The sequence below is a fragment of the bacterium genome, assembly GCA_030649025.1.
Taxonomy (GTDB): Bacteria; Patescibacteriota; Minisyncoccia; order JAUYLV01; family JAUYLV01; genus JAUSGO01.
Map to the genome: position 1 here is coordinate 26,439 of JAUSGO010000016.1, position 12,689 is coordinate 39,127.

General features: G+C 48.8%; 10 protein-coding genes. 2 read left to right on the forward strand and 8 right to left on the reverse strand.

Going from position 1 to position 12,689, the window contains the following annotated elements:
* Positions 1 to 19: 19 nt before the first annotated feature.
* On the reverse strand, positions 20 to 610 hold the full coding sequence (locus Q7S09_01990) for a hypothetical protein (protein ID MDO8557945.1): 591 nt from the start codon (positions 608 to 610) through the stop codon (positions 20 to 22).
* A gap of 82 nt (positions 611 to 692) precedes the next feature.
* Here Q7S09_01990 and Q7S09_01995 point away from each other — a divergent pair, with 82 nt between their 5' ends.
* On the forward strand, positions 693 to 1,190 hold the full coding sequence (locus Q7S09_01995) for a hypothetical protein (protein MDO8557946.1): 498 nt from the start codon (positions 693 to 695) through the stop codon (positions 1,188 to 1,190).
* Positions 1,191 to 1,274: 84 nt separating this feature from the next.
* Here the strand turns inward: Q7S09_01995 and Q7S09_02000 are convergent, their stop codons facing one another.
* The 7 genes from Q7S09_02000 to argS all read right to left on the reverse strand — a co-directional run bounded on the left by Q7S09_02000 (position 1,275) and on the right by argS (position 12,146).
* Positions 1,275 to 2,546 (reverse strand): pitrilysin family protein, encoded by a 1,272-nt coding sequence (locus Q7S09_02000; GenBank protein MDO8557947.1) that lies wholly within the window; start codon positions 2,544 to 2,546, stop codon positions 1,275 to 1,277.
* Positions 2,547 to 2,551: 5 nt separating this feature from the next.
* Positions 2,552 to 3,886, reverse strand: a complete 1,335-nt coding sequence (locus Q7S09_02005; protein MDO8557948.1) for a glycine--tRNA ligase — start codon at positions 3,884 to 3,886, stop codon at positions 2,552 to 2,554.
* Positions 3,887 to 3,917: 31 nt separating this feature from the next.
* A complete protein-coding gene (locus Q7S09_02010) occupies positions 3,918 to 5,648 on the reverse strand; it encodes a hypothetical protein (protein ID MDO8557949.1) in 1,731 nt (576 codons plus the stop codon).
* 38 nt (positions 5,649 to 5,686) lie between these two features.
* A complete protein-coding gene (recO, locus tag Q7S09_02015) occupies positions 5,687 to 6,274 on the reverse strand; it encodes a DNA repair protein RecO (protein ID MDO8557950.1) in 588 nt (195 codons plus the stop codon).
* Positions 6,255 to 9,722, reverse strand: coding sequence for a class I tRNA ligase family protein (locus Q7S09_02020; protein MDO8557951.1), 3,468 nt, complete (start codon positions 9,720 to 9,722; stop codon positions 6,255 to 6,257). Before Q7S09_02020 ends, recO begins: the two co-directional genes overlap by 20 nt.
* Before the next feature lie 87 nt (positions 9,723 to 9,809).
* Entirely contained in the window at positions 9,810 to 10,361 is a 552-nt protein-coding gene (locus Q7S09_02025; GenBank protein MDO8557952.1) for a hypothetical protein, read from the reverse strand.
* A gap of 168 nt (positions 10,362 to 10,529) precedes the next feature.
* Positions 10,530 to 12,146 (reverse strand): arginine--tRNA ligase, encoded by a 1,617-nt coding sequence (gene argS, locus Q7S09_02030; protein MDO8557953.1) that lies wholly within the window; start codon positions 12,144 to 12,146, stop codon positions 10,530 to 10,532.
* A gap of 67 nt (positions 12,147 to 12,213) precedes the next feature.
* On the opposite strand from argS, the gene Q7S09_02035 reads away from it, so the two are divergent.
* A complete protein-coding gene (locus tag Q7S09_02035; GenBank protein MDO8557954.1) occupies positions 12,214 to 12,687 on the forward strand; it encodes a hypothetical protein in 474 nt (157 codons plus the stop codon).
* The last annotated feature ends 2 nt before the right edge of the window (positions 12,688 to 12,689 follow it).

The window sequence follows — 12,689 nt, forward strand, 5'->3', positions numbered from 1 at the left end:
ACGTAATTCAGTAATTTGCTCAATATCTGCGGAGTGTGACGGTCGTGGTTGCCGCAAATAAATCATTCTCGGATCCGCGAGAGAAGCGATGATGCGCGGAAAGCCCCACCCGCAGCGACTCCGACGTAGTTACCGGGTTAAGACGCACGATGCGGAACCCGTCTACCGTCACGCGATCGCTCGTAAGCGCTTTTGCATTCTCCGATTCTCGTTTTATGAACAATCTTCCGTTGTCAATATAAAAATCCACAAACGCTATGTCTTCCCCGGCCGGAGGGTTAATCGTTGTCTGCAGGGAGAGTTGAGACATATTTGAATTAAAGATGCTTGTGGGAGCATAGACTGCGCTGGCGAACTTTCCTTCATACAGCATTGTATCCAGAGCGACGGCAACGCTTGAGACGACTTCGCGCGAACGCGCACTTTTATAGCCACCGGTCAGCAGTTGCACCACCAAACCCACAATAAGCACAGAAAGCATGAGAAAGAGTGCCAAATAAATGAGAATTTCGTAGAGCGTGAAACCCTTCTGTTGTTCGTTATACAACATGCTGCGCATAACGTTTATGGCGCGTCCTGTTTGCGGAACTTTTGATTTTTGCTGTATCATTTTGATCTTTTGGTTATCTTTGTAGTATACCACGCGCACCTGGCTTATTCACAAGTAAAATTTTTCGTGTATACTATGCACCATGCTCATTGGCGTACACATTATCGTGGCTTCGGGGTTGGGTTCTCTGACGGAAAATCCCGCGATAGCCTTTGCCTTGGGAATTGCGAGCCATTTCATCGGAGACAAGATCCCCCATTGGGAATACTCTATTGCGCCTCTCGACGAGCTCAAACGCAAGTCCGTCGGCGAGAAACTTAGGACATGCCTGAAAAAAGATGTTTTTCGCGTATTGAGCTTCATCGGGCTTGAAATCGGCGGCGCATTTGTGCTGGTTTTTGCGATAGTTCATTACGTTGCTCCGCAAGCTCATTTTCTTCCTGTTCTTGCGGGAGGATTTGGCGGCCTTCTGCCGGACGTACTCTGGGGGTTTGCCGATAATTCCAAAAACAAAATCCTTCAAGCCTATCGTCGCCTCCATCACGCCTCGCATACTAAAGCCGAGAATGTATCCCTTCGCCACGGCCTCATCTGGCAACTTGCCGCCGTAGCCATAGCCATTATTCTCCTGGACCGCTAAGATCCTTCCCGAAAAACTCTCAACATGCATTCTATCAAAAAGCTCCGACGACCTCGGAGCTTTTCCGTATTATTGTCTACGATTCTACAGTTTAAGAAGCTTTCGAAATCCATTTTCCTCTTTTTGTTCAAATGGCCCCAACAGCACCCCGTTTAGACCGCTATTCTTGAAAATCTCTCCGGCTATACTTTGAACATCTGAGAAGCTGACCCTTTTGATACGTTCAATGATCTCATCCGGTTTACGAATCTGCTCCCGAACCGCTTCCTGCTCCCCAGCAAAAAACGCAAGCTCATCGGACGATTCCAGTCCCAGAAGAAGTTTTCCTTCCAGATAGTTTTTTGCCTTGCCGAGCTCATCTTCTCTCACGCCTTCATCGACTATTTTTTTATACTCCGCCAAAATAATACCCATCGCCTCCCCTGTCGCGTCTTTCTGCACGCCCACTTGCGTCACAAAATATCCCGAATCCGTGTAGAGATCGGATGTGGTTTGCACCGAGTAGGCAAGTCCGCGCTTTTCCCGTATCTCGGTGAATAGCCTGGAAGACGTCCCGCCGCCAAGAATGGTTGCAAGCACAGACAGCGCGTAGCGTTTTTCAGAGAACATGTCGCAGGAACGCACGCCCACCATAAGATGCGTCTGTTCGGTCTGTTTGGAATGCAAGAGGAACTTCGGTTCGTCTTGCGTTTCTACAACCTTCGGCTTTGTTCCGGCTTGGCGATCGGAAAGGCCTCCAAAATATTTTTCCACGGTTTTTCCGATATTTTTTTCGTCAAATTTCCCCGATACGACCACGGTCGTGTTAGGGGCGGTGTAGTGCCCAGAAAGATATTCGGTAAAATCTTCCCTTCTCATGCGCGTGATATTCTCTTTTTCCCCGGCGATGGTCCAGCCGGCAGGTATATCACCGTACAAAAGCTTTTCCCACAGATCGCCGATATGCTGCATGGGCGTGTCCAGATGTATGTTGATCTCCTCAATAATAACACCACGCTCTTTTTCTATCTCTTCCTGTAAAAAAAGAGAGTGCTGGTAACTGTCGGAAAGCATGTCCAGTGCAAGTTCCAAATGTTCATCTGCGGCCTTCACGTAATAGCCGGTGTACTCCTTGCTCGTGAACGCGTTATACTCGCTGCCGATGGAGTCCAGAAGCGTAGAGATGGTAAGCGCCGAGGGGCGCTTTTTCGTTCCCTTGAACATCATGTGCTCCAAAAAATGCGCTACGCCATTTGTTTCCTTGGTCTCATATTTAGACCCCGCGCCGACCATGACCAATGCGGTTACCGCCCGCGTGGTGTCCATGGGGATGGTAATAAGCCGAAGACCGTTTTTGAGAATAGCTTTGTTGAACATGATACTCACGCGAGCTTCTTTACGAGTAGTGCCTCAAGCTCCGCGATCTTCACCCGTTCCTGTTTCATCGTATCCCGGTCGCGTAGAGTCACGGTTTTGTCCTCAAGCGACTGAAAATCGACGGTGATGCAAAAAGGAGTGCCTATTTCATCCTGCGCAAAGTATCGCTTTCCTACATTGCCACGTGGGTCCCAGGCCACCATGAAGTTTTTACGCAGACCGTCATACACAGACCGCGCAAGCTCCACTAGCTGGGGTTTATTTGCAAGAAGCGGGAAAACAGCGACTTTATACGGCGCAAGTTTCGGTGGGAGTTTCAGCCAAACACGTTTTTTATCTCCCTCGGAATCTTCTCGGTATGCGTCAATCAAGGCCGCAAGCACCGAGCGGTCCACACCCCATGTCGGCTCGATCACATGCGGCCAAGAAGTCTGTCCCGTTTCCGCATCGCGATACGGCGCTTCTTTAAAATGATTCTTCAAATCAAAATCTCCCCGATAAGCAAGACCGTAAAGTTCGTCCCGTCCGAAAGGATAGTCATACTCAAAGTCTATGGTGCGCTTTGAATAATGTGCGCGCTCACCATCCGGAACTTCAAGTTCGTGGATATGGCTATCCGCAAGCCCCAGATCATCCGTCATCCAGCTCCACATCTCTTTTTTCCATGCTTCAAACCATTTCTTCCAATCTTTCTCTTCGACAAAGTATTCTATTTCCATCTGCTCAAATTCCCTGGTTCGGAAAATGAAATTTCCCGGCGTGATTTCATTGCGAAATGCTTTGCCGGTCTGTGCTATGCCGAACGGAAGGTGCCTGCGCGTCGTGTCCAACACCTGTTTAAAATCAACGAACATGGCCTGTGCCGTCTCGGGACGGAAAAAGACCTCGTTCGCTTTCTCTTCCGCGGGACCCAAAAATGTTTTGAGCATTAGGTTGAATTGGGTGGGGTCCGTGAAACTTTTCTCCGCATCGCAATTCGGACACTTTAACTCTCCCCGCTTCCGTTGGTGCAGGAGAAGATGGTCCACGCGAAATCGCGCGTGGCACTTTTTACATTCCACCAACGGGTCGGAGAAGTTCTGCAGATGCCCGCTTGCCTCCCACACTTTCGGATTCATGATAAGCGCCGCGTCAATGCCCACCATATCGTCTCGACGCTGAACAAAGCGTTTCCACCAAAGTTGCTTGATGTTATTTTTCAACTCTACCCCCATCGGGCCGTAATCCCAGGAATTAGCAAGTCCTCCATATATTTCACTTCCTGGAAAGACAAATCCCCGCCTTTTTGCAAGACTGGCGATCTTCGCCATGAGATCGTTTTGTTGTTCAGATTTTTTCATAGTCCAAGATATCCAAGCAGGAGACAACGAATTAAGGTATCACTATTCCAAAAGCTCTATCGTTGGCAATATCGTCAGACAACTGATCGGTTCGGATGGCCTGGATGTCGGCGGTAAGTTGTCGTCCCGTGAACGAGTCAACCGCACTTAGCAGGGAAGCGCGTATCAGCTCAACGGACTTGCCAACTTGAGTTGTGGAGGGAATGACCGAAACCTGAAAGACCGTCTCAAAAGCCGGCTGGGTAATGCCGGTATTCGCCGGAACTCTAGGGATGAACCATATCACCTCTCCCGTCGCTTCGTTAAACGAAGGCTTCGCATCGGTATAACGGCTTACGGCTTCCCCGGTTCCCATAACGCCGGAGGGAAGCGTAGAACGCACTTCAACATTTTCAAGATCATTTGCCGGAACAGAGACGCGCCAATGAATCGTATAACGGGTTTCCGTGTTTGCCTTTGGGGGCAGGGGCCCAAAATTCACAATTCCCGATGAATCGTCTTTATAATATGCCACTGCCTCAAGTTCCGCACGCGTCTCAATTTTTATCTCCAGTAACGAAGATGACGATATCTTGTTCAGCGCAAGATATGGAGGAACATTAATGCTTTCTATGGTTACAATAACGCGCGCCGTAAAATTCGTATCTTCGGCGCTCGAAATCGGAAAAGCATCTTTAAGAGCCACGCGTAATGTTAGAAAATATTTTTCCCCAGGGTTCAAGAACAGCAATTCCTTAACATTTTGGGGATTCCAGATAACGATGTTGCGCGTGCTGTCGAAAAAACCGCGTTCGGCGCTAAGCCCTTTGAAAGAAAACAAAGAGCTTGCAAGCTCCGCGCGCAATACCACGTCCTTTAAGGGAACTTCAGCATTATTCTGATACCCAATTTTCATCGTAAGCATCTCTCCTAGGTGCGCGATATGATCGGGATGGTCCTGTAGTTCAATCGTCACGGAAAGCGGCGGTGGAGAGATGATCGTGTCGAAAAAACTTTCTTGATAAGGAGAAAACTTTCCGTCGCGCACAAAACCGATCTCGGCTTTTACTTTTTTCGCGTCACCCTCTTCTCCGTCCAGTGTCCCGGAAACTGCGATCCGCCCCTTGCCAAGCACTGCCACTTCACCGATATCCCATACATCTTCTTCGTAAGTCGGCGCGGGTTCGGCACTTGAAAACAAAAAGCCGTCGGGATAGTGCATCCGTATGCGTGTCTCGGCAAAAGCGTGGGGGGCAAGATTCTCGTACGTAAGAAAATAAACGATGTGTTCTCCGGCCACCGCGCGCTGAGGAACCACGAGATTTAGAAAAAATGCGGCATCGGCAATGCGGATAACCGCGTCTGTTTTTTTACGGAACACGACACCCCCGGCGCTTTTATACGTGAGTTCTGCGCTTGAACGCATCACGCTGTTTTTTGTTCCGATGACTCGTGCGGTAAATGTATACGAATACTCTTTGTTGGGCTGCAGAGTCCCCAAGGATACGTTTTTGATAAGCTGATCCGGATTCTCAAGAGGAATCGAATTTTCTGGATAACGGAAAAAGAGCTCCGCCTCCTGAAGCGGTATGCCCGTGCCATTTTTGTAAGAAACAAGAAATGACACCTCGTCTCCGCTGGTTATGGCTTCCGGGACCGAGAGACCCAAAACAACTTCTGCCGCTCCTCTTGTCCCCTCCTGGCGAAGCACATAAAAAAGGCCCGCGACAGCCCCGCCAAGAATAAGAACAAAAAGAATGATGAGATAGACGTATTTGGACATGCTCCCAGTATACTATTTCTCACCGGAAATCCAAAACTTCAATCTGATGGCACCGGCGCAGCAAGATGTTTCAGCCCCTTCGCCATAGCAACAAACTGCGGTCCTAAAATATCCGTGTGCAGAAGTAGTCCGTCGTACGTCTGCAAAGAAGACTTCTTACAACTATCGGCTAAATAGCCAAGGCACTTGAGAAACCGCCGCGCGAATCTTTCAAGAATGTCATGGAAATCTGCATGGACGGCTTCTCTTGCTCCTGCGAGTTCCTCAAGCGTTGTAAAAAGCAACTCCCAAAGCGCCACATCAACCGCGTGTGGGTAGAGATACGTATCATACATATTCGCAACACCCTCTCCGAGGTATGCAATCTCTGTATGCGTACGCAATGCCGAAAACGTCTTATGCGACATGGCGTCAATGAGCACGCCTCTTCCGTGGTTTTTCGCGATCATAAATTCGCCATGCGTCAAAAGTTCCAGATGCCCCCTGAGCTTCGATTTTTCATGCCGAACTCCGCGCGCAACCGCCTCAACCTTGCCGTTATGCGGCGTATAAAACGAAATTAGGCGATCCGCATCGCCCCAGTTTTCATGACCTATGACAATTCCTTCAAATCTCGATTCGTGCATGCGAACTGGTATCGCGCATTATTGCAAGCTCCGATCCCAAATTGAATTTCACGGTAACGGTGGAGGTTTTATTTTTAACTGCAATGCCCAGGTCGGATTCAAGTATTTTCTTTTCCTTTTCATCGCCGACCACAAGCTCAATTCTTTCACCAGGTTTTAGTCCGGCTTTTCTGCGCGCATCCTGAATCTTTCGCATAAGTTCACGCGCGTCACCCTCCGCCTGTAATTCCGGGGTAATAAGAGTGTCCAATTCTTCCTTCTCGCCAAATACTATTTCTTTTACATTCAGTTCTTCTTTCAAAATATCTAAGAATCCCGCATCAAGATTTTTTATGCCATATACCGACAATAAATCTGTGGATGTAGTGTATCTGGTGAGCGATTGCCGAATTTTTATTTTAGCCTCGGCCCGTTTCTCAAGACCCTTTGCAACCACAATACGAACAATCTCCATCTCTCTAATAAGATTCAGTTCATCTTCTTTTATTATTGGCCCGGAGGGGTAGTCGGCCAAATGCACGGATTCTTTGTTTCCTAGTTCTTGCCATATTGCATCGGCAACAAACGGAATAAAGGGCGCCGCAAGACATGAAACGGTTTCAAGAACCTTCCGGAATGCTGCCATGGACACTTTGTTCTCCTGTAGGCGTTCGCGGCTTCTTCGAACATACCATTGCGAGAGGTCGTCAACTACGAATCGCTCAATTGCGCGCGCAGCTCCTGTGACATCATAAGAATCTAATTTTTCAAGCCGTACTACCTGAACGAGAATTCCTAACTTGGATAGAATCCATTTATCAAGCTTATGTTCAGCTACTTCCTCTTGCTCGTTGGCTTTCTGCCCCCTTTCATATGTCTTATAAAACACCGCGCAATTCCATAGCGTTCCCAAAAATCCGCGCATGCGCTCCTCGACATGCTTTTCGTCGAACAACTTGTAATCTCCGGGGTCATTTGCGGTAAAAAAATACCAGCGAAGGGCGTCCACGCCGTATTTGCTGATAATGTCCCAGGGGCTTACCACATTTCCTTTAGATTTGGACATCTTCTGTCCCTTGGCATCCAGCACGTGAGAGAGCGAAATGACGTTTTTATATGGCGCACCTTTGTCGAGCAGGGTGGAAACTGCAAGTAGGGTATAGAACCAACCGCGTGTCTGATCTATGGCTTCCGAAATATATTCGGCGGGAAACGTCTTGCCGCTATCAATATCGTCTTTGTGCTCGAACGGATAATGTCCTTGCGCGAACGGCATGGACCCGGAGTCGAACCATACATCTATAAGTTCCTTGACGCGCGTCATTTTTTTTCCACACCTACAGCACAGATAAAACTCATCGACATAAGGACGGTGAAGATTTACACTTCCTTCTTCGTCTCGGGGCATGGTGCCATAAAAAATCTTTCGAGGTTCGGCATATGTAGGGTATTCTTCCCGCCCGGTTGGCTGTGTGCCGACTTGCCTAAAATCGTCATCGCCAAACCCCGAGAGCGTACGTTCCAGAACCCACAAGGGGTCACCATGGCTTACGATAAGGATGTTCTTGCCCTGATGTTTTTCTTCAAGCTCCATCCAGAATGCCATCATGCGCCCCCTAAGATCTGCCCACGTTTCTCCTCCCTCCACCGCTGTATCAAACCGATTAAGGCTCCTTGACGCAAAGTACTCATGATACTCCGCTGCCGGCTTCCCACCGAAATCCCCGACCCGTATCTCGCGTAGCCGCTCGTCGAAAGAAACTTTAATGCCAAGTGCTTCGCCGATCGTCTCCGCGGTTTCTTTCGTGCGCAAAAGGTCGGAAGAGAAGATAAGATCAATGCCGGATTTTTTAAGTTTCTCGGCGGCAACAAATACCTGCCTCCTTCCTTCCTGGGTAAGATGGTTCTGGTCTTCCACTTTATCACTCATTCTATTTAAGCAATTGAATTCCGCTTCGCCGTGACGCGAAGCGTAATAGGTATTGCCGGACTTTTTATAGGCCCGCGCATCCAGTTCTTCAAGAGAGCCGATGCATTCCTCTTTTCCGCACGCTTCACATTTCCAAATAGGCAGGGGTGTCCCCCAATACCGTTCGCGCGAGAAATTCCAGTCTTTTACTTCTTTCAGCCACTCTCCGAATCTCCCCTCTTTCATGTGTTCGGGAACCCACGTTATATAATTGTTATTCTCAATGAGTTTCTCGCGAACGCGCGACATCGAAATAAACCATGAGGGTTTTGCGTAATATAAAAGTGGTCTGTCACAGCGCCAGCAGAATGGGTAATCGTGAGCGCAAGCTTCTTCTTTAAATAAAATTTCCCGCTCTTTCAGGTCCGCGGTGATATCTTTATCCGCGTCCTTAACAAACTTCCCTTCTCCCGGAATGCCCAGGCCCTTTTTCACCGTGCCATCCAACTCCACGGTATGCAGGTTTGGCAAGTTATGTTCCTTCCCTAGATTATAGTCATCTTCTCCATACATGGGCGCGATGTGGACCACGCCCGTACCATCGGCGGTGGAAACAAAATCAGCAGTATATATTTTATATGCGTTTTCGTTTTTTTCTTTGAGCGTTCCGTAAAGCGGTTCGTACTTCCATCCAATTAGTCCCTTCCCCGCACGAGTATCTTTAATGTCAAACGAACCTTCGGGCAGCGCCGAAAGTCGGTCTTTGGCCACATAGAAATGTTCTTTCGTCTCCTTTACATATACATGCGCGTACAGAATATTTTCTCCAACTGCGAGAGCTAAATTCGCCGGCAACGTCCAAGGCGTAGTAGTCCAAACGAGAATATACACGTTGCCTGTTTTTATTTTTTCGTCGTTCCCCTCAGTAACTTTAAACTTCACATACACCGAATTCTCGGAAATATTCTTATACCCCTGCGCAACTTCGTGGCTAGATAACCCTGTGCCGCACCGCGCGCAGTAGGGTACCACCTTATGTCCCTGGTATAAAAACCTGTTCCCTTTCTCGTCCCTCCGTTCCCATATCCGCCTGATAACCCACCAAAGCGTCTCCATATACTTTGGGTCGTAGGTGATGTAGGGACGGGCCATGTCAAGCCAAAATCCCATGCGGTCGGTCAGCTTTTCCCATTCGTCTTTATAGGTCCACACCGACTCCTTACATTTTTTGTTGAATGCGGCAATGCCGTATTGTTCAATGTCTTTTTTTGATTTCAGCCCCAGTTGTTTCTCCACTTCCAGCTCGACCGGGAGACCGTGCGTATCCCACCCGGCTTTTCGAGAAACAAAAAATCCCGCCATGGTTTTATAGCGGCAGATAATGTCCTTGAATGCGCGCGCAAGCACGTGATGGATACCGGGGCGGCCGTTTGCGGTTGGCGGCCCTTCAAAAAATACGAAGGGTTCGACGCCCTTGCGCCGCTCAAGACTTTTTTCAAACGTTTTATTCTCGCGCCATCGCGCAAGGACCCCTTCTTCAAGTTCCGGAAAACTTATCATAGCAGATGTATTTTAAGCTAATCCTGCCATATGGTCAAAAATTAAAAGCCGCTGGCGCACAATCGCGCGCCAGCGGCGTAAGAACGACTAGTCCTCTAAAACGACGACCTCCTCCGCCGCGGGAGTGGAGTGTTCGTCTCTCGAGCGCCCTTCGGGCCGGATAAAAACTTCATCCTTCTCGAAGAACCCGATAAAGTCGCTCGGATCTCTCCGAATGACTCTTTTGACATGGAAGAAGATCTTGCTGCTCGGGTTTGCCTTGGGAGCCGCAAAACCAAACCCTCGCTCCGGGTTGAAATGGACAACTTCTGCGGCGACAAATCCGCTCCCGCCGTTGAGGCTCTGGATTGCGTGCACCGTGTCCTTCCACCTCTTTGATTCGCGAACCGGAACCCGCTCGATATCGCGGGCAATCCTGCCCTCCGCGTCGAAGCTCACAACTTGCCCGTCCCGGAGACATTCCAGGCCAGGAGTTCGAAGTTCGTTCCGAAACAGCGAATAATCCTTGATGCCGTCGTGCTCGATTGTCCGGGCAAAGGGGAAAAACAACATATCCCCTTCTTCGTCCCGATACCAATCTTCTCTTCCTTTGTCCCACGCGGGTTTTCGTATCACAACTCCGAAAATTCTGTCGTTCATCGTTTTTCTCCTTGTTTTGGGCCCTTTTTTCAACGAACACGTATTGCATAAAAACGCTATCGGGCCTGATCTGACGATAGCGCAATGATAGCATTTCTCTTAGATTCTGTCAACCCCGTTAGAAGTAGGACGCTGACGCAAGCGTCTGCGACTTCTAACGGGGTCAAGCTACATGTGGCTGGGGGCAGAGATACCCATAATTTTAAGAGTGCTCGTAAGAACGAACTTCGTCGCCTGTACAAGCATCAGGCGCGCCATGCTCACATTCCGGTCAACATCAATGACGCGGGTGGTGTCGTAGAATCTATGGAACACAGCGGCAAGCTGCATGGTGTATTGTGGCAGACGATGCACTGCGTATGTCTGCGCTATATCTTCCACCAGTTCTGGAAATTGTAAGAGTATTTTGATAAGAGAAAATTCTTCGGGCTTTTGTAAAAGCTTCAGGTCCTGTTTTGCCTTGCGGTCTCCCCGCTCTTGCGCCCTCTTCAAAATATTCGAGAGTCGTGCGTGCGCATACTGCACGTAGTAGACTGGATTTTTTTGAGAATGTTCCTTGGCAACCGCCAGATCAAAATCCAAATGCGAGTTCGGCTCACGCATAAGGAAGAAGAACCGCGCCACATCCACGCCGACATCATCGAATAATTCGGAGAGCGTGACGAAATTCCCCGTGCGCTTTGACATACGCGTTTCCTTGCCGTCTTCCATGAGACGCACCAGCTGCATAAGAATTATGTGCACATCGGGTTTCCCGAACATCTGCATCGCCGCGTTCAGGCGCGCCACGGCACCATGGTGGTCGGCGCCCCAGATAGTGATGAGCTTGGTAAATCCCCGCTTCCACTTTTCCAGATGATACGCAATGTCTGAGGCAAGATACGTGTAATTTTTTTGGATACTTTTCACCAACACCCGGTCTTCGGTATCGCCGAATGCCGACGTTTTCAACCAAATTGCACCTTCTTTTTCATACGTCAGACCCTTTTTCTCAAGCATTTTTAACGCCTTCTCAACAAGTCCCTTTCCGCGAATATCTCCGTCTTCCGATATCCACTTATCAAATGAGATTCCCGCCCGTTTTATGGGCGGCTTTATCTCGCGATCGAGAATGCGGTGCGCAACCTCTTTTCCCAGTTCCTCGGGATCCGCAATATATGTTTCCAGCAGTCTCTCGTATGTTTCCTTTGCGTATGATGCGATATAACCGCCCTGATAGTGCTGTTCCTGTTTTTCGGCAAGGCCTGCTGCGGCAAGAATGGATTCGCCGAGCGTCCGCATCTGGTTTCCCGCATCGTTGATGTAATATTCTTTCTCGGCCTTTGCGCCGGCAAACTGTAAAACATTATACAGCGCATCTCCGTAAAATCCGCCCCGGCCATTTGCAAGCGTTAGGGGTCCGGTTGGGTTTGCGGATATGAATTCAATATTGACGTACTCTTTCAATTTCCCTCTGCCGAATTTCTCTTTCGCCTTCAAAATCTCTCCGACCGATCTTTGAAGAAATTTCTGTGATAGGAAAAAATTTACAAAGCCGGGCTTCGCGGTCTCAATTCTTTCGATGTAATCGCCGAGTTCTTTATCCTTTCCCAGATTTTCTTTGACAAGTTCGGCGATCTCCATGGGATTTTTTTTGAGCCATTTGGTAGCAAGCAGCGACGCGTTTGTCGCATAGTCTCCGTGTTCCGGCTTCTCTGTTTTTTCCACGGAAAAAGAAACATCTCCCGCGCCGAGGCTTTTAAGCGATCTTTGTATTGCGGCTCTTATGGTGTCTCGCGGTGTCATGGAGCCATGGTAGCAGAAAAATTGCCATACTGAAAGAGAGGCGTGTATACTGACCGTGGAGGCGTTTATGTCAAAAAAATGGAGTATTGCGTACCTGTATCTGCCAATAGCCATCATCGTTCTTCTCGATATCGCGCTCACCTTCGACGGCAATCTTCCTCACTTCCTTGACAGAACAAAAATCATCAGAGAGATCTCTCCCGTAGGCAGAGCGTTTATCTCGGTGGGTCCGGCAACGTTCATTTTTGCATCCATGCTCTACGTTGCGGCCATTTTTATGTTGCTCTGGCGCTTATCGGAGTATAAAAAGCTTGCGCTTTTTTTCTCGTTAATATTCGCGCATGGAAACGCGGGACTTGGATGGCTGGTAAGCGGCTTAAGGGAGTCGTTGTGCGTGAACGCACATGGAACGACAAGCTGTACTACCGGACACGACACAGCTCTTTGGATATTTTCCATTCTTGCAGCATTGCTCTTCGGACTTGTGTGCGCCTGGGCCATCAAGGCGTATTACGCCACGCAGTCTTCGCTTGATGACTAGAT

Bases quoted from the DNA above. Each gene is read 5' to 3' on its own strand.
- Q7S09_01990 (MDO8557945.1), bottom strand. From the start codon at position 610: ATGATACAGCAAAAATCAAAAGTTCCGCAAACAGGACGCGCCATAAAC.
- Q7S09_01995 (MDO8557946.1), top strand. From the start codon at position 693: ATGCTCATTGGCGTACACATTATCGTGGCTTCGGGGTTGGGTTCTCTG.
- Q7S09_02000 (MDO8557947.1), bottom strand. From the start codon at position 2,546: ATGTTCAACAAAGCTATTCTCAAAAACGGTCTTCGGCTTATTACCATC.
- Q7S09_02005 (MDO8557948.1), bottom strand. From the start codon at position 3,886: ATGAAAAAATCTGAACAACAAAACGATCTCATGGCGAAGATCGCCAGT.
- Q7S09_02010 (MDO8557949.1), bottom strand. From the start codon at position 5,648: ATGTCCAAATACGTCTATCTCATCATTCTTTTTGTTCTTATTCTTGGC.
- recO (MDO8557950.1), bottom strand. From the start codon at position 6,274: ATGCACGAATCGAGATTTGAAGGAATTGTCATAGGTCATGAAAACTGG.
- Q7S09_02020 (MDO8557951.1), bottom strand. From the start codon at position 9,722: ATGATAAGTTTTCCGGAACTTGAAGAAGGGGTCCTTGCGCGATGGCGC.
- Q7S09_02025 (MDO8557952.1), bottom strand. From the start codon at position 10,361: ATGAACGACAGAATTTTCGGAGTTGTGATACGAAAACCCGCGTGGGAC.
- argS (MDO8557953.1), bottom strand. From the start codon at position 12,146: ATGACACCGCGAGACACCATAAGAGCCGCAATACAAAGATCGCTTAAA.
- Q7S09_02035 (MDO8557954.1), top strand. From the start codon at position 12,214: ATGTCAAAAAAATGGAGTATTGCGTACCTGTATCTGCCAATAGCCATC.